The following is a 21634-nucleotide window of genomic DNA, read 5'->3' as shown; positions in this document are numbered from 1 at the left end:
ATCTGCTGCGTTAATTTTTGCAAAAATAATTATTTAAATCGTATTTGTTATAATCTTCATAAAAGCTCTGATTTTAGATTCTCCTTTCTCTTCTCGCAATAAATGTGAATAGCACAAATCACTTCGTAATTTAAGAAGATTGGAGCAAAATGTATAACTATCTTTCCCATTTAATAATTCGTCATCATTTTCGTTGTAGATTTTGGCATCCTAAATATTCATACCAAACTTCTCCATCTTTGTTCTTATTGTTCCTTTATTTTCTTTTCGTCAATATATATTTAATTTTTTTTCCATTATTAAAATTAAAATCAATATAAGGACTTTCCCATATATAGCTTTCTTCATTAAAAGTAATAGTCCCAAAATTTTTTGTTTTTTCTAAAAGAGCACTTTCTGAACCATCTAAAAGTTTATCAAATGATAATTTCACAGTATTATCAACTATATTCTCATCACTTTTTAATAAATATTTTTCGAAAAGCTGATAGCCAGTTGCTTCATAAATCATAGAGTCTTTTGTAATACTAATTGAAATATCATAAGATTTCTCCCAATTTTTTTTATCTTCAAAATAGCTTAAGTAATAGTCACCATACCATTTTGTGAAATGTTATTATTTACATTATTTAAAACAGTACTTCCACAATCATCAGAACATTCAGAACATGGTTGTGTTATATTTGGTATTTTATTAACATATAAACTATCAATAAAAATTTCTCCATTAATTTTCCAGTACATTTTATCTTTTCCAACTTTTTCAAATATTACTAAACTATCTTTAGTACCTGGGATTTCATTATTGTATTTGTAGTTGGTTCTAAATGAAGTTTGAAGTTTCATATTTTTTACCGAAGTAATATTATAGCTATAATATTCTTGTGCCCAATTATGAAAGATACTATCCTTAAATATTTTATATTTCGGAATATTTGCGTCGCATGGCTTATATAATACTTTACGATTTTTTGTTTGACTTACTTTGAAAAATGTATGCCCTATAATTCCCTCAGGTATTTCATCTTTTAAATTATTTTCTTTAGGTTTATTTTCTTCGCAAGACATAATTGCGAAAGAAAATATCAAGCTAAATATTTTTAAATGTTTCATTTTTTATTTTAATTGTTTTATTAATATTCTCCTGTATGAAGGTGATCTTCAAGACCAAATGAATAAATAATCCCAATTAATCTGGAGCACCAACTTCCACTTTCAAAATATCCTTTAAAAACATCTAATTTTATTCGGTAATATATGATATGCGATTTAATCTTTATGGCAGTTCTACATTTTATTTCTTTCTTAGTTCCTGCCAACTTAGATTAAGAAATCTCTTACTTTTTATATAATATTTTTCATTTTCAAATTTTATACAAAAATCATTTATATCATCCTCATCACATTTTCCTTTTGCATGTATAACATTACCGATGATTGATAAACTATAATTTCCTTCGCACCAATAGTCTTCACTATTTTCTTCACCGATTGTTATTGTTCTTGACAACTAACAAAACTAATAAAGATTAAAAAAAATAATAGACGTATTTGTTTCATTTTTCTTTTATTACTATTCTAAACTAGAATTACTTTTGCATTATCGAATTTTATTAAATTTATACCCATTTCGTTCAATTTTTTCTTCTGCTTTTTTCAGAAAACCATTATATTTAAGATAAAAATTTCCACTTAGATTATATATTTCACCAATCACTTTTGAATTATTATCATAAATCTGATAAGTCTTCTTATTTATTTTCTTCGAAAATATCTTGATTTCCTTTTCTACATTCTGCCCATCTATCTTTAAGATATTATATTGTTTTTTAATTATAAAGGTGTATAATTCACACGTAGCAAAACCAGTATCATTTGTAGGAGTGCATAAATCTTTTTCATATTCTCCTTTAAAAATATAATACAAATCATTTTCTTTTTGTAATTTTTGCGAACTTGCTAATATTATTAGAAAACATAATAATAAAGAATACAGTTTTTTAAACATAATGTTCTATTTTAAAAAATCATTACAATTAATCTTTTCACTTTTAACATATGATACTCCTTCCTCATCGATTTCAAAAGTTTTAGTATATAAAATTCCTGATTTGTCTAAATAACCAACTTTCTTTTCTACAGCATAAGGGTAACTTTTATTTGAATAGGCATTGATACGTTTTACTAATCTATTTTTATCATAAATTAAAATATCTATACCTTTTTCTTTAGGTGAAGAATCATAATTTAAAGTTTTATAATATTTTATATAAAGTAATCTTCGATTTGCAATAGATATTGAATCAATTAAAAACAATGAATCTAATTTTTCTTTTTTGTTCATTAAAATCTCATTATATTTATTTTTATTAATAATCTTGCACTTGACCTCATCAAAAAAATCTAATTGTTCCATCTTTTTTTGATTTGCAGAGTCTTCTCGATTCATAGGTGGTGCTTCATCATAAACTTGAACATACCATCGTTTTGGAAAATTGAATAATGGCAAATTTTTATTTCCAATTTCTGTAAATTCAATTTTTTGTTCACTTTTATTTTTTAAGTTAAAGCTTTGATTAGTGTTCCTTGAGGATTTATTACACGCTAAAAGAAACAAGAATAAAATTGTAATATAACTTCGCATAATTTAGTTTTCTTTAATAATTTTAACTTTTGAGGAATCAAAATTTCCACTATGTAAATGATCATCATGTAAATCTCCTCCGTCAGATGTATTTTGTAGTTTTTTAAAATAAGAGTCGTTACCTACTTTTCTTTCTCTAAAATGGAAAAGCATCATTGCATTAATAAATTTTTGATCTGTTTCCAGATTCAAGAAATATTTTGTATCTACACTTTCTCCATTTACATGAAACTGACTCGGAAAGCAAGAACCCTCTCTGAAGCAAGAACCTGTTGTTTTAACTGATAAACCTGTTTGGGCTAAAGCTCCAATAAAACCTGCAAAATAGTTTGGTCCTGTATATTGTCTCTTTGTACCAGAAAAACTGTATTTAACGTATTTTACATTTTCTGGCATTTTAACCAGTTCAATTTTTTCTGATGTCGCAGCATAAAGTCGCCAGAATGTATCTCCCTTATTACTACCATATTCTGCAATATCTCCATTCTCATAAATTACTCTTCTTTGAGTTTGTCCTTCGTTTACAATATTATCAGATAAAACTTTTGAATGAGTTGGCTTAGCACGTAATTTAGTTTTACTAGGTAATTTTTTTGAAGTTGTATGCCATTCTGTAATACATATTTCATGTTCTTTATTATCTTTATCATGATAAACATATTTGTATTTTTGTGCATATTCTGGTTTTATTACTTGGGGAATATGTTTTTCAATTGTTCCGTTATCATATATATGAAATGTAACAATATCTTTAGCATTTATGTTTTCATTAGAATTATTGTCTGCATCACATTCATATATTTTAGCTTTATGTTGACCTCCTTTCTCATACCAACTTTCAATTTCTTTTCTCACCTCCCACATATAAGTTTTGGCTTCAACATTTTTATTATAACCTCTTTTATAAATCGTTTTCCCCTTTTTATCTTTCTTACCAGAATCTATTTTATTTTCCCATTCTCCTTCTTCTTTATGAAATGCAGGATTATTGTAATATGCTTCTCTGCTATTTGTCCATAGCACGTAGTTATCGTCATTTCCCTTCCCTGTTAAATTTGGCAAAAGAACACATAAATATAGATCCGTTAAGTTTTTAATTTTATCTTTCTTAAGAACTATATGTTTTTCAACATAATCTAGTTGATCCACAGCAGACATTTTAATTAAAGCAGATATGGTTGTTTTCAATGTTGAAGCTGCTGAATCTCCAAATTGGATTAAACCATAATAGCCCATTTTATTATCATAGGTATGATCAAAAGTTCCTATAGTTTCTAACGCCATCACAGCCATCAAGCGATTCGCTCCTTCATTCTTTTCTTGTGGTAATCCTAAATTTTTAGCAATTTGTACAACTTTCTTCCTAAATTCGCAACTAACTTTTTCTCCCCAAATCAAATCATATTGTTGACACACACAAGTTCCATTTGTCGATTGTTGTACTTGTTCACTTCCAACCGTCACCGCTCCAACATAACTTGCTTCTTTCAACAAATCACTTTGTGGCGTAAGAACTGTAGAACATAATATATCACTATCCTTCCCGTCTAATAATTCATCATCGTCTTCATTATAGATTTTGGCGTAGTAATTTTTGGTTTTCTTATTTTGTTTGGCATCTTTTAATTTGCTCCAATTAATTTCGGTAACTAAAGTTCCATCTTCGTTTACCGTTCCTGTAGCATCTAGTTCATCGCATTTTTGATCAAACTTATACCAAGGAATATTTTCAAATATCTTTACTTTCAGTTTCGTACCCTTTGGATAAGTAGTATTTGCATAGACATAACTTATAACATCATAATCTACAGGATTATGCCTTGCTCTTCCGTTTTGATCTCCTATAATAGCACGGTAAACTTCTTCTTTATTATTAACAGTAAGATTTTTTTCAGTTCCTTTTTTTTCTTGAACATCTGCTAAAGCAACATTCTGAAAACCTATCAACTTCGCTTTAGCAAAAAGCTTTACCTCATCAGTTATAATATTGGTGGTTTTTTCTTTGATTGATTCATCTAATTTTATTCGGTGATATGTTACTTGATTATTATTCAATCCTATTATATTAGCATTAGAATAAGCAAAGTCATTTCCACTTGCTCCATCGTTATCATAAATATGAAGTTCTATCTTTTCTCCTTCTATATTTTCACCTTTAATACAATAATCTACAGTTTGGCCCCAACTTGCACGACTTATTTCACTACCTCCGAAATCGTTCCAGAAACCTTCCGTGATTTTTGCTTCTACTATTGGTTCTGATTTTATAATACCTTTTTGAGAATTAATATAACATTTTACCGTTACTACTCCAGAAATTGTGGGTGTAAAATCTACATAATGCCCTTGAAATATTTTACCTCCTATATTCCAGTAGATTGTTTCGTTTGCAGCTAAGTTTTTAAATATCAAATCATTATTTCCAATACTAAAACGGGTGCTTTTACCCACTTTCAACGAACCACTTTTCTGATAGCTTACAATATCATTATGCTTCACTTCAAAATGCCAGTCATCTTCCTCATGTTTAGCTGCTGTTCCAAAGGCGTTTGCCATTTTACAATATGCTTCTACCACATATTTTTGAGGAGTAAGAAGCATATTTCCCGGTATGGTAATGCTTCGTCCTGTTCCTATTTGTATTCCATTAAGATTCCATTTTATTTCAGCAATTTCATCGCGGGTAATATCAAACTCGAGGTCATTGGCAATGAAATCATATCTCATTTTTTCAACATGAAATGTAAGAGGTGTCCCCGGACGAACGACTTCATTTGAATGACTGATGCCCACTACAGTATTGCTTTCTGTTTCTCCACTGAGTTTTTTGGTAATTATTTCTCCTGATTCAGTAGTATACTCCGCAACAATAGTATAAACGGCTTTGCTGTTTTGTGGTGTTAAGGTAAGATTCACCCCTTGAACTACTACATTTGTAAGCACATTACCTGCTCCATCTAACGCATACATTCTAAGACGAGTCTTTTCTTCTGAATTTCTTGGCATACGGAATTTCGCATTAAAACTTACAGGAAAATTTTGCCTGAATTTTAATTTCTTTCCATCTAGACGATTGGAAAAACTATCTGTTAAACATTCCAAATCATAAAGAACATTTTCTATCACTTCAATGTCTATAGAACATGTAGGATCGCATTTATCATATTTCCCCTTTTCAAAATCAGGGCTTTTAGGTTTTCCGTAGCCTTCTACACGATATTTTCCGTATTGCTCGAAACTTTGTGAAAACTCTGTTCCTACTTGAGCTCTAATTAATATTCTGCTTTCTTTTGATCCTTTATGATCGTTATAGACAACCCAAGAAGTCAGTTGTTTATTTCCTTTGCTCAATTGCGCTCCAAACTTTGCTTCTTCACCTTTGCGAAGATAAATAATTGGATGTTCTGCTTTATCTGTCTTTGAATTTTTAGGTTTAAAATTTTGCCTGCTTTCTATCTGATTAATTGATATAGAAGATATAGAAGGATATTCTGTTTTTTTCTTAGGTTGTTCTACTGCCGGATTTACCATTGCCAGTTCCAGCGGATTGGTATTGTCGGCATGAGCATTGGTTACAGAATCTGTCTGACCGTGTTTTTTGATGGTAATTTTTCCACCCGTTGTACATAGCAATTCGGAAATCTCAGTTAGCGATTTTTTACCTTGTACCTGTGTACTTTCATAAGATTTATTCCATTTTGGAGCTGCAGCTAATACACAAGGTAAATTTCCAGAGGAAGATGGTTTTAGCGTACATTTTCCAAAAGTTGCAGCAGGTGGAATAAAGGTTTTATCATCTTCTGTTGCCAAATATTTTCCTGATTGATCATTAAGCACAATAATATTATGGGTAGTAACTTGTAAATCTGCTGTTTTGGTTGGGTCTTCCGCTTTATCACAAACACATTTTGCACCATGCACCACAAAGTATTTACCATCGTGTTCTCCTTTGGCTGCCTTTTCCCGCTTTTTTTGTTCGTCTTCTTTTTTCTTTTCGTCTTGCTGTTTTTGTTCTGCTTGCTTTTGTTCTGCTTTTTCTTCATTTTCAGGAACATCTTTCTCTCCGTTAAGCACAGCAACTTCATCAGGTGGAGGCGTAAGTAATTCGGTATTGGCATACAGTGTATTGCCTACCTGTTTATTGAATCCGGCATGTTGATTATGATAATTTTTCAGATTATGCCAATCTTTCAGCCCTAATTTTTTTGCAATTGAAGAATAGGTATCCCCAGATTTTACAAGATAAGGAATTGGTTCTGCCATCATTTTGTGTTTTTAAGTGTTTTAAATATTTTTCAATGTTATTTTCTGCTCATACAGAAAAACATTTTCTACATCAATACATATATTCGTTTCTGATTTTTTTATTCTACCTGTTTTTCCAGTATATTCTGTTTTATGATAGAAGTCTGCAAAAAGCGGTACGTTTTCTTGTTTTAAATCGACGTTGTAATCATGCTTATGAATGTAATGAATAATGCTATCCATCACTTCTTGTGCATCTTGTATTTTGGGTTCATAAATTATTCTGTTAAGATTTTTATCATATTTTATTTCTCCTCTCCATGTGGAAAATCCTATTGGTAAAATGTTCCATTGGAGTTGATAAACTTTTCTTTGTTCAAATTTTTGCATTCCCAAGCTAATCACCTTCATAATAGAAAATTGCTTAATGAAACTTCTTAATTTATCTTCATTTTCTACAGCATCCAAAAAATTATTGCGAATATGTTTTATTCCATCTCCATGATACGCATTTTGTATCTCCTTGTCTATTTTCCTGATTCTTTCCTGAATATCACTAATATTGGTAACATACAATCGATATTCTTTTATCTTACATTTTAAAGGAAACATTGCGTCTACATAACGATGAGCAATTCCCAAAAATTTGGTATCTATCTTTTGTCCATTAATTTTGTAATCAGATCTAACAATCTCCGCATCGTACAAAGAACCCTTTCCTTCTTCCAAAAAAAGAGTGTATGTTAGAATAGTTTTATATTCTTGTACTCCTATCTTCAAAGTACATTTGTCTTCGATGAAGTAAGTGGAAATAGGTAATATTGAAGAAGAAGATGATGATAGTAGCTTTGCCATTTTCTTATAGGATGTTCATATAGACTTTTGATTATTTTGTTTTCTATTTTATATCAATCTGTCTTTATAGAGTGTGAATTATTAATCATCAATAAAGAAAAATTGCATATTATTGTTAATATATATAACACTAATAATATTACATTTTTAAATTGATTTTTTTGAATTTTCTTTATCACTTCTTAAACTTAATAATTGTTTTATATAAATTAAAGGATATATAAATATTATTAATATGAATATTATAAAAAGATAGGTCATTATTAAAGAAAAAATACTTTGCAAATTAATTTCTTCAATACCTTTGTTAAAATATTGATGAGCAGAATCGTTCCAATAATAGATAAAAGCAAGTACATTAAATGACACAAAAATACAAACTTGCGAATTGTATATTGTTTTCCAGTATTTAATTATTATTTCTTTTATCATTGATTAAATTATTTAATTTATTTCCCTGCCACATAACCAAAATAACCATCTTTGAAAACAGCAAAAGACATTACCCAGGTTTTATTGATATTACCCCAAGTGAAAACATTGACACTGATTTCTTCATTACTTTCATCTAAAGAAATACCTCTTAATCCAACCCAATGACTAGGAGTAGAAAAAATACTTTTTTTATTATGTTTAAAATTGTCTACATTAATTAAAAGACCTATACTATAACCTGTTTTCAATAAATCTAATAATTCTTCGGCTGAGCTTTTTGTGCTTGACCACTTACTAGTTGCCAAATTAGTTTCATCTTTAATGTCTGTATATGCAAGTATATTTTTCATCATTGCTTCAACCTCGTGTGGTAAAGTTAGATCTGTACCCCTTTCTGTAGAAATATGATTTTCATCTTTTAAATTCAACACATTTTCATTCAATAACTCCACTTTATGACTTGTTATTTCTTAATTTTCAATGAAGATTTTGAATCCAATACTATAAAAGAATCTTCCCCTTTTATAATTTGATCATTTACTGTAGCATTGATTTTATAGAAAATAGTATATCGTCTTCCTAAAGTAAATGTTAAATGGGTAGTATCTCTAATAGTTTGAATTTTTTTAAATTGATACTTTAAACTATCATTTATTGTTAAAACAATATCCGAATTTATTTCTCCCTCATTTTTGAATTTCGGAGTTAAATATAATATTTTTAAAGATTTGTTATTCTCTATAATAAATTCAGAATTTTTTGATTCAACTATTTCCAAGTTACTCCCTTTTTTATACTTATAAAAATCAACTTTTAAAGAGTCTTTATCTGAATTCCAATTTTTTATCATTATTGTACTGAAAGAGTCATCTATGGTTTTATATTCATCACAACTAAATAAAATAATACAAAATAATAAACAGTAAAATTTAATAAACTTCAATATAACCATAATAGTTTGATTTAAATGATTTTACAGAAATTGTATTGTTCCCCAAAAGAAAAACACTATCCTTATCCCACATAGGTTTTCCTTTTTCATTTTTGTAATCCACAGGGTTATATCCCCACGTAAAAATTCTAAACGTTAATGACTCAACATCATCTAATACTGAAGTAACTTTGCTATTTTTATCAAAAAACTGTAATCCTCCTTCATAAACTACCCAGTGTGAATCATTTCCTATATCTACAACAGAATTATAACTCGATTTATTATCAATCATATCGGCATCAATCATCATCAAAATAGTATGTCCTAATTTGTATGCTTTATCAATATTTTGTAACTCTTCTAAATCACTATTTGAAAAATAATCGTGAATTCTTGCTGAAACTAATCTTTTTTTATTATTAATAGCATTAAAACCTAAATTATGCGAAATAGCATTGCTAAATCCTGCAACTTCTTTACATATTCTAGTTAACATGTCTGGCCAATTTACGGCTTTCAGCATATCAATACGACCATCTTCAAATCCTTTATAAACAAATTTACTATCTAAACTTTCTTTGCTTCGCGTTGTGGCTAATACAATCCAGTCTATCTCAAACATTCCCATAGCAATATAGTTGCTATCGGTAGTTTTAACATCATACATACCTAAAGCCTTTTCGTGTGGTTTAATAGTGTATTTTCCTATTGAATGTTCTCCAGTTCTAAATAGATTTTGTGCTAATTTTTTATATTCTTTTGGGTCTCGTTTTAACATAGCATAATATAATGCCGCCATCCCGCAAAGAGAACTGCTTCCTTGTTTTATTCTCCAAAAGTCCTTAACACGATCTTCAATTTGCTTATAAACAACCTTTCTATCAAACCATCTAAATCTATTGTGATGCCATATTTTTAAGTACCCTTCAGAATCTTCATCATTAATATAGGCAATGAGATGCAAGGTTCTTCCGCATATATCTTTGTTATTCATATGAAGATTATATTCTTCTCCTGTAACTTTTGATGTATGCTCTATCCACTTATTTTGGGAAAGACTGTGATAACGATACTTCCATTTTATTGTTTTTTTGTCTATAGGAACTCCATTCGTGTAAGCATCTACTTTAAATTTATACGTCTTTCCAAAAACAATTCCCGATTTAGGTTTAATTGTTCCTAAATTGTCATTTGCAGCGCCACCATCTAATTCGGTCAAAAGCTTAATGCTTTTAACCTGTGTAGGCTCAATTCCCTTTCTTTGAATAGGTTTTTTCTTATCATATACTAATCCTGGTGGCATACTAATTCTTTTTGTAGGGTTATGTAACAAGATTACTTATTATCAAAATCGAGTTTAAAATATTTCCCTTTTTGTTCAAACAAAAAAGTCATTAAAAGACTGTCATTAATATTTATTATTTCATATACATAGTTTTCCAAATTTTTATGATAACCCAACTTATCTATCTCTTCTTTTAATAATCTCATTTCCTGCATTGTAAAATCTACTTTATCAATTTTCAAAATACTTTTTCCTGAATTTTGTTCTTTTATATTTACTATTAATGGGAAATTTGTAGATTTTATTTTGGGAATATGGATATCTTTTATACGAAAATTATCTTCATCTAATTCGTATTCTATAAGTAAATTCTCCGGCCCTCTTTTAAAGCTTTCTACAGCTTTATAAAATAAAATATTTTCCGCAGAAGTAGGAAGACTTTGAGAAGATATATATATATAGGCTTCTTCTTTAGTAAGATTTTGTATATGATGCATTATTGAATCTCTTACTTTTTTTGATTCTTGAATATCTTTTTCTGCAAAATCATTAATTTGTTGTATACCTTTTATGTTATCTTGATAATTAAAAACATAATTTGCATAAACATCATTCATTGAAGTATATTTAATTTCCATATTTTTTTTATTTTGCACACATGAAATATTTGATAATAAAAATATTATCCATAAAACTTGTCTCATAAATCAATATCAATTATTACAGCAAATGGCTGATATTTAGTTTTGTCTTTAACATTTTTAAAATGCTGTAAACAAAACATAGCAACTAAACCAGGTATCCATTGTTTTACCATTCCACTAGCTCCTCCATCTTCCCAGCCTGCTCCAAATGTATCAAGAAAAGACACTTTACTAATTTCAACATCTATCTCTTTACTCTTCTGGAATTGATAAATCTTATAACTAGCAATACATCCCTGAATTCCACCTATAAAAGCTGCTGCTTCATTAACAAAGGGATTGTATATTGCTTCGGCAGGGCCATAATATGGAAGTTTTGTAGAAAACTGATATATATTCGTTAGTGATTGATTTATATATTTTTTTTCTTTATATCTCTTTTTTAATTCTTCTTTTAAATTATTCAGAAAATCTTTTTTAAATCTTCCTGAATCTTTCACTTCATTAGATGGATTGGAGCCAACCCCAAATACAAATGGAATTCCTTGTTTCGAAAAGAAATGATTCGCTAAATCCCTTCCATTTTGACCAAAACCATCTTCAACATCTGAAAACCCAACTAAAGTACCTTTAAACTCTGTCTTTAAATAAGTCTCTGTATAGCTTTTAGTTAAATCCACATTAAATATATCATAATCAGACATTCCATTCGCTTTCATCATTTCTTTATTTGGGTTATCTCCAAATTCCCAGTCATAACCACGATGTCCTTTATTATTTACGATAACAGTTTTACCGTGCTCATTAATCCAATACCCCTTCTTGACTACACCTTCGTCTACGAGAATCTTAATATCTTTTTCTTCATATTCATATTCATATTCATATTTATTATCATCATCTTTACTTTCTTTCCCAAATCCTTGTTTTACAACTCTCTTTTGGCTGGAAAGCTCCAAATTTTCATTCAAAGCATCAATAATCACCTCTTCAGACTCTTCATAAGAAACTTTACTGATAGATTTATATTCATTTTTAACCTGAATATTAATGTTTTTAGCATTTTTTATAATAGCCATACCATACATATTTAGTGTGAATTACCCTCTTCTCCACTTTGGGATTTTACTGTTTTTTCACTTTGTAAAATCATATTTTCTTTGGTACTTACTACTGTAACCTTTTCTGCATACGAATCGCTTTTTTTAGATTGAACATTTCTCTCGTTTTCAGAGATTTCCGTTCTCTTATCAGATGATTCATGGATGTTTCCTGTTGCAGATTGCATAATATCTTTTCCTGCAGTGTCGATCATATTAATTCCTGCGCTGGAAACAATATTAACTGTTGCTGTAGATAAAATATTTTTCCCTGCCGTCATAGAAATATTCTCTCCCGCTGTAAGGTTCATATTCTTCGGTGCATTCACATTGATATTTCCATTACCATCCATCAGATAAGTATTCCCGCTTGGATCTTCTATAAAAACAGAACCCTCCGCATCATTCAGAATAATCTTAGTTCCACTTCTCGTATGAATCACTTTCTTGTCATTTCCACTCGTGTGATAAGAACTCGTTTCACTTCCGTTGTAATGCGTTCCCATCACAAAAGGCTTCTCAGCGTTTTGGGATTCATGACCTACCAAAACTTCCTCGCCAATCTCCGGAATAAAATGAAAACCTTTTCCACTTCCGGAATGCGGTTGTATCAACCTAATCCAAGGTGATTTCTCGCCTTTATTTTCCTGCCAAGAATACTGAACACGAATTCGTCCCATTCCCATCGGATCATTATTATCAACCACTCTTGCAGGTTGTTTCTCTCCAATAGGCAATGCCTCATTATTTTGATAAGGTGCATTAAATAAATCAGGAATTCCTGTAAATTCATTATAATACGTATTACCATCATGGTAATGCGTGATTGCTATAATACGGTAAGTTTCCATTGCTTTTCCGTTAATGTCGATAAGCTTGGCTCTTCCGCCTATTTTGAGTTCAGGATCTTTGCTTTTGCCTTTTACCTGAACAAGATTTTCTCTGTTTTCTTTTTCACGTCTTGTTGCTTCTTGTAGCTCTTTATCTGTACTTTCTGATATTCCGGTATGGTTTAAAAGCATATCCGGAGTTTTCTTGTACACATTTTTAGATGCATTAATTGCAATCGCCTGAAAAGGATTTTCTTTGTATTGTACCTGTGATGAAGAACCCGATTTATCGGTTTTACTTCCTGCCTGTACATCATAAGTATGATAATTAAATTCCTGTGGACGGATGTTCATTTCTAGCTCCACATCTATCAAATCAATATTTTCTTCCAAAGTCACAATCGGTTGCACTTTATTTCCGAAAACCATTTGCTGGCCGTTGTAGTAAAAATATTCACCATATCTCGCAGCGAGTCTTTTGATAAAGCCGTAATCGGATTCTTTGTATTGTACGGTATAAGGAAGGGAATATTTGGTATTGGGATTTTCTACCAGCACTTTTGCTATTTCAGGATATTCTGAAGTAGTTTCTTTAATGATCTGTTCTAAAGTTTTATCTTCAAAACTTTGGCAGTCTTTTCCGTTTTCCAAAAGAATACTTGGTGCGGAACCTGTAATGAAAAGCTTTCCGTAGCCATTCTCTTTTTTATTTCGGATATTGGAAATAATTCCCGTAAACACATTTTTTATTGCTCCGAAACGATGTAGATTGATGGTTAAATTTTTACCTAAAATATTTTTAGAATTTTCCATTACATAACCCTGAAAACTGTCAAGCGCATCATCCGGAACAGTAATGGTAAAACTATCGTGGTCATTTGTTTTTTGATCCAGATGCAAAGAAAAGCCTGATTTGTCCAGAAAAGCCTTCCCATCTAATGTTAAAGTACAATAGACTAACGGACTGGTTATATCAGCCAAAAAATCTTTAAAGGTTTTGGAAGAAAAATATTTCTTAAGATCATCGGGATGATTCAGCCTGCCATTGCTCATCGCATCTGAACCCTGTTGAAAACCATTTAACATTTCATCTGAATATATTCTTTTAGACATATCGAAAGATTTTAGAATGTGAATATAAATTTGTGTTTTTTATTTTTTTACTCTTTCCACGATTTTTCGTGAGTGGCTCCGTTAACATCGAATTTCTTGGCAATCAAGTGCATTTCGATTTGTAGAGGCTCTGCATTGACAGAATTAAAGTGTTCTGCAAAATTGATACAGTAAGCCTTCTCAAAATTGAGTTCCTGAAGCTTGCTCATCGCATCTCTCCTGAAAAAAGTAATTGTTCCGTTTTTGGTTTGGTTGTGATCGAGCATCCAGCCTAAAAGTTCAGGATTTCCTGTGCTTTCGATACGGATGAAAATTTCTCCGCCTTGTGGCATTCCCTGTGGTTTTCCCGTTCCATCGGTAGCTTGTGAAAAGCTATATCTACACTCCAAAATATTGTAAGTGTTGCCGTCTAGTTCTAATTTGGATAAAAAGGACATATTTCTTAATTGTTTATTGGTGGGTATCAGTTAATCAAAACCGACTATTCTATTCTTATGGTATATTCTTTTAGAATAAAAGCTCTACTTTTTAAAATAAAACTAAAAAATGGGCAACAATTAATTATTGCCCATTCCTATTAATTTACAAAGAACCCGGCCACTCATTTTCATAAGCACCACTTCCCAATACAATCTTTCTTGCAGAAATAGTAAACGTTTCAGTTAATGGATTTTCTCCTGTAGAATCAAAGTTTTCCTTGTGCTTTACCAAATATCCTTCAGTGAATTTTAATTCTTTCAATGTTGCATCACTGTCTCTTTTAAAGAAAACTACACTTCCGTCTTTTCTTTCGAATGAATTGGTCATCCACTCGAAAAGATCTGTAGAACCCGTGCCTTCTACTACGACATCAATCTTCCCCCCTCTCGTTACTGTTGATGGTCTTCCTGTTGCATCAGTTTCCTGAAACAATCCGTAACTTACGTTTAGTGCCGTGAATTCTTTTCCGGCTACTTTGAATTTTGCTTTAAATGACATAATTTTTTATATAAATGTGTTAAATATTTAATGAATTTGAATGATTATTCTAATCCCTATCTAATCATATAACTAGATTTAAACAGATTAAAATGAATGAAAAAATAACGAAGAATTTATTAAAGAGTCCACTCGTTAATGTGATTGGCATTACCCATTTCAATTTCTTTTGCAGAAAGAGTGAATGTTTCTGTTAATGGGTTTTCTCCTGTAGAATCGAAGTCTTCCTTATACTTCACAATATAAGCTTCCTTGAATTTTAATTCTTTCAACGTAGCATCGCTGTCTCTTTTAATGAAAACAAGGCTTCCGTCTTTTCTCTCGAAAGAATTGGTCATCCACTCAAAAAGATCTGTGGCTCCTGTGCCTTCTACTGTAACGTGGATTTTACCGCCTCGCGTAACAGAAGATGGTCTTCCCGTTGGGTCGGTTTCCTGTAGCATTCCGAAATCTACAGCTAAGATGTTGCGCTCGATACCGGCGGCTTTGAATTTTGCTTTAAATGACATAATAATATATTTTAAGGTTAAATATCTAATAATACCAATAATGGAAATATACCCTCTGTTTTTATAAATATATTGTTTTTACAATGACCAACAAGGGAATATATTTTTATCAAATATATAAATTATTCTAACCTAAACAAATAAATTTTCAACAACAAAAAATAGCTTAAATTACAAATAATCACAATATAATCAATAAAAAGAAAATATATTTACAAATAAAATAATGAAATTAAAAATTATATTAAATATAAAATATTTAATTATTATTGATTAAAGTATTAAAATAATTAATTTATGTTATTATATTAATTAGCAAATATCTTAATTAGTAATTGGATTAAAATATTATTCCTCCAAAAGAGAAAATTAAAATTTGAAATAAATTTTTAATAATGATATATATTTAAATAAATAAATTTTAATCTTTTGCTATTCTAAGCATAGTATTTTTTAACAAAAAGCGTGGAAAGAAAACCTCCCCACGCTCAAACACAAATAACGAACAATAGAAAGTATGGCATAAAATCATCTTAAAAACAATTTTAATGCTTTTAATTTTCTATTTCCATTTATTTTTCAAATTATTTCTGCTCGTATTCTGTTTCCCACTCATTTCCATCATCGCCTTTATGTCCATCCATTTTAATAAGGAAGTTTTTAGCAGGGAAATAAGGTTTCATATGAATATCTAAATGAATTCTGTCTTTCTGCACAGGATCTTGCTCAAATTTTCTGATTTCGAAGTTTTCAATCAGCTTACCAGGACCGGTAATTCCGTCAAGAAAACGAACAATCTGATTCATAATTTCCTTTCTTGTAACCGCTGTAAAGTTTTCAAATGCTCTTCTGTTTAAGAAATCCATCAAAACTTTAGTTACATAATCGAAAACTCTTACAACAGAATAGGTTTGAAGTCCTAAATTATCTCCATTAAACAAAGTTTTACCAGAGAATGCCATTACTTTTCCGTACTCGTTTACCATTGGGATCAATCCAAGATTTTCAAGATTGGCAATTTCACTTTTCTTCAAATCGAATTTTACTCCATCAACTTCATTGATTCCTCCAAACTTTTTACCTGCAGTAACCTGAGACATTAAAGTGTGGTAAATTTTCCCTGCTAAAGCTGCAGAAGGCGGAATAAATAAATCCTCAGTTTCGTTAATTTCTTCGAATCTTCCTCTTCCAACCAACCAGTTGCAAGTCATCAAAACATTGGCTCTGTAAACATCTCCACCAGTCAAATAAGCCTGATCAAACATTTCCATAACATCATCCGGTTCATCAAGATGTTCAAAATCGGTAACCAACATCACTTTATTTTCGTGAGCCAGTTTCGCCCATTTTTCAACCACTTTATTTGATCCTAAATATCCTGGAATCACCAAAATTCCATAGTTATTTTTAAGATCTAATCTATCGTAGTTATCTGATAATTCTGCGTGAATGGTATCAATAAACCTTGTGTTATCAAGATCTTTTAACTGCTCCAAATTAGCGTTAACAACAGTAATATTTTTTACTTTATCAGATTCTGTATTCTTATAAAATAAAGCAGCCGTTCTGTAATTAGCTTCCAATTCTCTTGTGATATCAACTGCTTTTGATAAGTTTTTAGAAAGTAAATCTTCGGATGATTTTCTTTGATCTTCGCAGTTAGCCACCATATCTGTTAAAGATTCGTTATTGCTAATTACATTTGCCCAAAGTTCAAGAGTTTTCTTCAGCGTTTCTCTTTCTTTTTCTTTACCTAATTCTGTAAGGAAGATTTTTCTTCTCGCTTTTCTGTCTGGATTGATGTTTTGTACACCTTCAATAGAAGTTTCCAATAAATCGAAACCGCCATATCTTGCTAATTTATTAAGGTTGCTTTCTAATGATGCAGTTCCTCTTTTTTGTTCAAGTACGGGAGCAACATTTGCCTGTACTGATTCTTCTTGCTTTGCCATAGTTTGTGTTTTTAGTTGTTATTTGTCGTATTATTGCTTTCCAACTCTTTAATTAAAGATTGAAGAGTATCTACCAATCCTTTTTTAGCATCAGGATCTTCCAAAGCAGCCTTTAGAATTTTGTTTGTTTTCAATTGCTTGATAATTTTTTGGTACTGATCTTTCTCCGTTTCAAGACCACTTAAAAATCCGCTCTGTCCTGTAATTCCTTTGGTACCGAAATCACCCAAGTTTTTGAATTTTAAGTTTTCCATTTTCACAGATCCTGCTGCGTCTTCAAAATCTACTTTTATTTCAGGTTTGAAATGCTCAAAAACTTTGTCAATAGTAGTAAGACCTTCTACCAATTCTGGTTTTACAGGATCTTCTGCTGTAAGTTTTTGTGCTAAAAGCGTTCTGTTTTGAGGGATTTCGAAAATCGCCTCACTCGCATCTAGTGGAACTTCATTCCCACCAATTCCTTTGTTTGATAACATAGTGTGTTTTTTTAAAGGGTTAATAATTGTGTTTAGTTTTGAATATCATAAAACTTTTTTAAGTGATATTTTTATTTTTCAAAAATTCTGTAAGGATATATGTTTGCCGAGGCATTTTTTAGTTTTAATAAAAAACTTTCACATAAATAATCCCATTCCGAGTCTTTTATTGAGTCTTTCACATCCGAATTTCTGACTAAATAGATGTCAATGGTTCTGCTAAATCCTCCTTTTAAAGAAACTTCTTTTTTAGTTCCTTTAGAAACCTCAACATCCTTTATGGTATTTTTAAAATGATTTAATCCAAAAATTCTTATATCCGCCACTGTCACAATTCTACCTCTTGTTAACAAAGAATTTCTGTATTCTAAAATTTTATCTTGTGGAGACAAACTCTTTCTACCACCGGTTGATGATTTTATCATTACTGCTGTTTTATCCAGCGTTACAGCATTAGAACCTTCAACTGTTAACACTGTAGCAGGTTTAATCTCATTCCCTTCCTCTGCAGTTGTGAGCCAGTAAGAAATATTACAGGCTATTTCAGAATCTTGCGAATCTGCAGTTATAACTAGATATGGATTATTGGCTTGTGAAAAGCTTTTTTCTTTCGCCAATTGATGTAATGCCGCAACATTTTGGTTAATTTGTCTCAATGTTTCTTTCGCAGAATCTCCACCAATCCCAGAAAATGCAGCCGTTTCATCTTTGATAAGTTCTAAAAGATATTGCAACAATTCTGAAGCTCCTCTCTGATCAAATCTCGACACTCCACCTTTTCTTAAAACTGCAGAAATACCATTGTTTTCAGCAGTATAATTTTTCACATCAAACCTTCTTCCTCTGTCATCCGACACATAATCGAGATCCAGGAAATAATCATCAGATTGTATCGGAATAATATTAAGTCTTCCCGTAACTCTATGGTACGACGATATATTATGAATATTCACAACAGGAATACAATTGAGTGTAACACTCACATTTTCCAAAACTTCGCTTACAACAGCTTCAGAAAATTTGAATTTCAGCCAAATAATATTATCGTCTTCTGAAAGCTTATTGCCCTTAAAATATTTTTCAAAAAGCTCTTCTTTTTCAGGTTTATCAGCATAGGATAACTTTTCTTTTAATGTGAAAAAATTAGAAAAATAATACTGATTGACATCTTTATAAATATGCTCTAAGTCTGAATAATTCTTTGTAATAATATTTTCAAGATTAAGACCTTCCTTATCTACATTATACCCTTCTTGTAATGAAAATTCTTTTTCTCCGAAATAAATTTTTGCCTGCCTGAAATAATAAAAAAACAGTTCTTTTTGATAATTGTTATTAATGTCGATATGAAACATCAGATTTTCAATATCTGTCTTTTCTTTGCAGCGAATTCCTACCCACATTTCTCCTGAAGGAATATGATGATCAGATTTTGTCAATAAATCTGTAAAAAAGAAGCTTTCAATATGGTTTAAAGTATTTCCGTAAGCAATATATTCTACTTTTGCTGTGATTAACTTCGCTTCAATAGTCGGACAAAAGAAAATATCTTTACTTCCGCTTTCACTTGGATTGTAGACATTATGAATACGTTTACTGGTCTTAAAATGACTGTATAATGATATTTTAGACTGATTTTCTAAAGGAAAAATCTGAATTAAAGATCTTGAAGGAATAACTCCCGAAACCTCTTCCGGAAACATAATTTCGAGAATTCTTTCTATAATTCTTGAGCGTGAACTTTCAAGCTCAAAACCTAATTTTTCAAGCTCAGAAGCAGTTGCAGAAAGAAGTAGGCTCACAATCGGGTCAAAGGAAGTTTCAGCCTCCAATTCATTATAACCCCAAAGTCTTGCGGCTCTTCTTAATATTCTATCTTTTATTCTTTCCTGATTCATTTCGTGTTTGTGTTTTAATATGAAAGAGGTCCTACAAAAAATGAGTTTTGGAAAAGAAAAGGTCTGTTGGTTTCCAAAACCTGTCCTTTTACAGAAATTACGACTCTTTTTTTCATTCTTCTTTTTCCGATAGTTCCGAGATTATGATCTTTTACTGAAACCTCCACATCTTCCAAAAGAAGTCTTTTCTCGTGCATCACAATTGCTTTTTTCATAGAATTCACAATGAATTCTTTCAAGCTGTTGTCGGTTTTAAGAAGATCAAAATCCATTTCCCAAATTTCTGTTCCAAAAGTTTCATCAAACTTACATTCTCCCATAGCGGTTGTTGAAATCAGAAAAATCTGTTGACTTATAGAGTTGTCAATAGAGATTTTTTCTGCATCTTTTTTATTGACAATCGCTTCGAAATCTATTGGGATTTTATAGTAAATTCCTTTCATCGTTATTTGATTTGTGTTTTAATGCTAATTTATTTTACAAATAAATCATTCTCTTAATATTACCTTTATCATCATATTCAAAATTCTTTGCTACTTTATTTCTTCTAATAATTTGCAATTCAACTTTTGGTGTAAGTTTTAAAAATTTTTCACGGTATAAAATGTCTCCAATAAAGCTTTTCCCATCATTATTATCAACAATCATAAAATATTGAGTGATCTGATTTTGCTTTTCAAATTCATTGATATTTCCTGAGTATACTATTATATTTTGTCCATTCCCGGAAAGCTGATAAACCAATTTATCTTCACTTATGCTTCTATGACGTGAAATGTCAAATGTTTCGATACTTTCCAAAAGCGGCTCGTAAGCAATATTTTCATATAAAAAAGAAGTTTTATCAAAACGCTTAATTCCTAAAAATGATAAAAAACTTTTCTTTGTTGTTGTCTTCACAAAGCTCAACGTATCTCGTGTTACCTGATAAGCTTCTGTTTCATTGGTTTTGTCGTCTGTAACAGTTAGTTTATACGTAGGAACTTCAATTTCTTTATTATTTATTTTCAAATGAACTTTTCCTACTTCCTGTTCCGAAATAATCATTGATATTGTATGTTTGCGAAGTCCGGAATCTGTTCGCACAATAATTTCATCTCTTTCACCTTCTGATGAAGAATTTTTGCTTATTCCAAGATTTAAATTAAGTTCAGGAAGCGGACTCATTTTTTTTCTTTTTTAATTTTTACTTCGTCAGTTTTTTTAATCTTATAAGCCAACAAACAATCTAACTGATTATCAATATCCAGATTTTGAACTTCACTTACATACAATTCGTAATTCTTCTTATAAGTATATAATTTAATCAGGTCAATATCATTTAGCCTTAACTTTTCAAACTCCTTTTTGCTAAGCTGTTTTGCAAAAAACCCATCGCAATTCAAAGAAAAACCGTTTTTATAGGTAACAACCTCTCCTGTTTTAAAGAAAATATCTAAAACCTTATCTTTTTTCACACAAACATTTTTATCTAAAACCTGAATGTACATAAAGACTTTATTTTTTCTTTTTCCAAGTTGCAAAGTAGCATACACATAGTCGCTGTTGTTCACTCTGAGATGTAATGCAGGCGTACTTGCAAACTGTTTTTTATCGAGTTTCTGCTTTGTCTGCACAATTCCACAATCATAACTCGGAACTGCTTCTAAGCTATCTGAAACCATTTTCTCTTGAGCATTTGCCGAGAAAAAGCCAATAAGAAAAATAATAAATATGAATATTGATTTCCTCATTTT

At 30.5% G+C, this 21634-nt stretch carries 21 protein-coding genes; all 21 read right to left on the bottom strand.

The genetic code is table 11. The features are described from left to right. Positions 1-256: 256 nt before the first annotated feature. Positions 257-511 (bottom strand): hypothetical protein, encoded by a 255-nt coding sequence (locus OF897_RS07030; RefSeq protein WP_267264983.1) that lies wholly within the window; start codon positions 509-511, stop codon positions 257-259. A 68-nt stretch (positions 512-579) separates the two neighbouring features. Then, positions 580-1113 carry a hypothetical protein gene (locus OF897_RS07025; protein WP_267264982.1) on the bottom strand — a complete coding sequence of 178 codons (534 nt, stop codon included), beginning with the start codon at positions 1111-1113 and terminating at the stop codon, positions 580-582. Positions 1114-1600: 487 nt separating this feature from the next. Next, positions 1601-2008 (bottom strand): hypothetical protein, encoded by a 408-nt coding sequence (locus tag OF897_RS07020; protein WP_267264981.1) that lies wholly within the window; start codon positions 2006-2008, stop codon positions 1601-1603. A 6-nt stretch (positions 2009-2014) separates the two neighbouring features. Then, positions 2015-2644 carry a hypothetical protein gene (locus OF897_RS07015; RefSeq protein WP_267264980.1) on the bottom strand — a complete coding sequence of 210 codons (630 nt, stop codon included), beginning with the start codon at positions 2642-2644 and terminating at the stop codon, positions 2015-2017. Between the two features lie 3 nt (positions 2645-2647). Beyond that, positions 2648-6907, bottom strand: coding sequence for a DUF4280 domain-containing protein (locus tag OF897_RS07010; protein WP_267264979.1), 4260 nt, complete (start codon positions 6905-6907; stop codon positions 2648-2650). Between the two features lie 21 nt (positions 6908-6928). Next, positions 6929-7744: a hypothetical protein gene (locus tag OF897_RS07005; RefSeq protein ID WP_267264978.1), complete on the bottom strand. Its 816-nt coding sequence runs from the start codon at positions 7742-7744 to the stop codon at positions 6929-6931. Between the two features lie 449 nt (positions 7745-8193). Beyond that, positions 8194-8622 (bottom strand): hypothetical protein, encoded by a 429-nt coding sequence (locus OF897_RS07000; protein ID WP_267264977.1) that lies wholly within the window; start codon positions 8620-8622, stop codon positions 8194-8196. Between the two features lie 20 nt (positions 8623-8642). Continuing rightward, complete coding sequence (locus OF897_RS06995; protein ID WP_267264976.1) at positions 8643-9029, bottom strand: hypothetical protein; 387 nt, start codon at positions 9027-9029, stop codon at positions 8643-8645. Positions 9030-9108: 79 nt separating this feature from the next. Next, positions 9109-10416 (bottom strand): hypothetical protein, encoded by a 1308-nt coding sequence (locus tag OF897_RS06990; RefSeq protein WP_267264975.1) that lies wholly within the window; start codon positions 10414-10416, stop codon positions 9109-9111. 32 nt (positions 10417-10448) lie between these two features. Further along, a complete protein-coding gene (locus tag OF897_RS06985; RefSeq protein ID WP_267264974.1) occupies positions 10449-11036 on the bottom strand; it encodes a hypothetical protein in 588 nt (195 codons plus the stop codon). A 62-nt stretch (positions 11037-11098) separates the two neighbouring features. After that, positions 11099-12121, bottom strand: a complete 1023-nt coding sequence (locus OF897_RS06980; protein WP_267264973.1) for a hypothetical protein — start codon at positions 12119-12121, stop codon at positions 11099-11101. Between the two features lie 11 nt (positions 12122-12132). Next, positions 12133-14085 (bottom strand): type VI secretion system Vgr family protein, encoded by a 1953-nt coding sequence (locus OF897_RS06975; protein WP_267264972.1) that lies wholly within the window; start codon positions 14083-14085, stop codon positions 12133-12135. A 47-nt stretch (positions 14086-14132) separates the two neighbouring features. Continuing rightward, a complete protein-coding gene (gene tssD / locus OF897_RS06970; RefSeq protein ID WP_267264971.1) occupies positions 14133-14522 on the bottom strand; it encodes a type VI secretion system tube protein TssD in 390 nt (129 codons plus the stop codon). A gap of 145 nt (positions 14523-14667) precedes the next feature. Then, on the bottom strand, positions 14668-15063 hold the full coding sequence (gene tssD, locus OF897_RS06965) for a type VI secretion system tube protein TssD (RefSeq protein WP_267264970.1): 396 nt from the start codon (positions 15061-15063) through the stop codon (positions 14668-14670). 119 nt (positions 15064-15182) lie between these two features. After that, positions 15183-15572, bottom strand: a complete 390-nt coding sequence (gene tssD, locus OF897_RS06960; protein ID WP_267264969.1) for a type VI secretion system tube protein TssD — start codon at positions 15570-15572, stop codon at positions 15183-15185. A gap of 584 nt (positions 15573-16156) precedes the next feature. Next, the gene (locus OF897_RS06955) at positions 16157-17524 is read right to left on the bottom strand and encodes a DUF5458 family protein (protein WP_267264968.1); all 1368 of its coding nucleotides are present in this window, start codon (positions 17522-17524) and stop codon (positions 16157-16159) included. 11 nt (positions 17525-17535) lie between these two features. Beyond that, entirely contained in the window at positions 17536-18000 is a 465-nt protein-coding gene (locus tag OF897_RS06950; RefSeq protein WP_267264967.1) for a hypothetical protein, read from the bottom strand. 71 nt (positions 18001-18071) lie between these two features. Next, positions 18072-19898, bottom strand: a complete 1827-nt coding sequence (locus OF897_RS06945; protein WP_267264966.1) for a type VI secretion system baseplate subunit TssF — start codon at positions 19896-19898, stop codon at positions 18072-18074. 14 nt (positions 19899-19912) lie between these two features. After that, on the bottom strand, positions 19913-20341 hold the full coding sequence (locus OF897_RS06940; RefSeq protein WP_267264965.1) for a GPW/gp25 family protein: 429 nt from the start codon (positions 20339-20341) through the stop codon (positions 19913-19915). A gap of 34 nt (positions 20342-20375) precedes the next feature. Next, entirely contained in the window at positions 20376-21065 is a 690-nt protein-coding gene (locus OF897_RS06935) for a hypothetical protein (protein WP_267264964.1), read from the bottom strand. Then, on the bottom strand, positions 21062-21631 hold the full coding sequence (locus OF897_RS06930) for a hypothetical protein (protein WP_267264963.1): 570 nt from the start codon (positions 21629-21631) through the stop codon (positions 21062-21064). Before OF897_RS06930 ends, OF897_RS06935 begins: the two co-directional genes overlap by 4 nt. Positions 21632-21634: the final 3 nt, after the last annotated feature.

It is taken from the genome of Chryseobacterium formosum (genome assembly GCF_026460885.1).
Taxonomy (GTDB): Bacteria; Bacteroidota; Bacteroidia; order Flavobacteriales; family Weeksellaceae; genus Chryseobacterium; species Chryseobacterium formosus.
Note: the sequence above shows the minus strand (reverse complement) of the source record. Positions and strands in the feature narration are given on the sequence as shown.

Coding starts and splice junctions, on each gene's coding strand:
- OF897_RS06935 (WP_267264964.1), bottom strand. CDS start 21,065: ATGAGTCCGCTTCCTGAACTTAATTTAAATCTTGGAATAAGCAAAAAT.
- OF897_RS07020 (WP_267264981.1), bottom strand. CDS start 2,008: ATGTTTAAAAAACTGTATTCTTTATTATTATGTTTTCTAATAATATTA.
- tssD (WP_267264969.1), bottom strand. CDS start 15,572: ATGTCATTTAAAGCAAAATTCAAAGCCGCCGGTATCGAGCGCAACATC.
- OF897_RS06990 (WP_267264975.1), bottom strand. CDS start 10,416: ATGCCACCAGGATTAGTATATGATAAGAAAAAACCTATTCAAAGAAAG.
- OF897_RS06950 (WP_267264967.1), bottom strand. CDS start 18,000: ATGTTATCAAACAAAGGAATTGGTGGGAATGAAGTTCCACTAGATGCG.
- OF897_RS07010 (WP_267264979.1), bottom strand. CDS start 6,907: ATGGCAGAACCAATTCCTTATCTTGTAAAATCTGGGGATACCTATTCT.
- OF897_RS07025 (WP_267264982.1), bottom strand. CDS start 1,113: ATGAAACATTTAAAAATATTTAGCTTGATATTTTCTTTCGCAATTATG.
- OF897_RS07005 (WP_267264978.1), bottom strand. CDS start 7,744: ATGGCAAAGCTACTATCATCATCTTCTTCTTCAATATTACCTATTTCC.
- OF897_RS06945 (WP_267264966.1), bottom strand. CDS start 19,898: ATGAATCAGGAAAGAATAAAAGATAGAATATTAAGAAGAGCCGCAAGA.
- OF897_RS06955 (WP_267264968.1), bottom strand. CDS start 17,524: ATGGCAAAGCAAGAAGAATCAGTACAGGCAAATGTTGCTCCCGTACTT.
- OF897_RS06930 (WP_267264963.1), bottom strand. CDS start 21,631: ATGAGGAAATCAATATTCATATTTATTATTTTTCTTATTGGCTTTTTC.
- OF897_RS06940 (WP_267264965.1), bottom strand. CDS start 20,341: ATGAAAGGAATTTACTATAAAATCCCAATAGATTTCGAAGCGATTGTC.
- OF897_RS06985 (WP_267264974.1), bottom strand. CDS start 11,036: ATGGAAATTAAATATACTTCAATGAATGATGTTTATGCAAATTATGTT.
- OF897_RS07015 (WP_267264980.1), bottom strand. CDS start 2,644: ATGCGAAGTTATATTACAATTTTATTCTTGTTTCTTTTAGCGTGTAAT.
- OF897_RS06980 (WP_267264973.1), bottom strand. CDS start 12,121: ATGGCTATTATAAAAAATGCTAAAAACATTAATATTCAGGTTAAAAAT.
- OF897_RS07030 (WP_267264983.1), bottom strand. CDS start 511: ATGATTTATGAAGCAACTGGCTATCAGCTTTTCGAAAAATATTTATTA.
- OF897_RS06975 (WP_267264972.1), bottom strand. CDS start 14,085: ATGTCTAAAAGAATATATTCAGATGAAATGTTAAATGGTTTTCAACAG.
- tssD (WP_267264970.1), bottom strand. CDS start 15,063: ATGTCATTTAAAGCAAAATTCAAAGTAGCCGGAAAAGAATTCACGGCA.
- tssD (WP_267264971.1), bottom strand. CDS start 14,522: ATGTCCTTTTTATCCAAATTAGAACTAGACGGCAACACTTACAATATT.
- OF897_RS06995 (WP_267264976.1), bottom strand. CDS start 9,029: ATGATAAAAAATTGGAATTCAGATAAAGACTCTTTAAAAGTTGATTTT.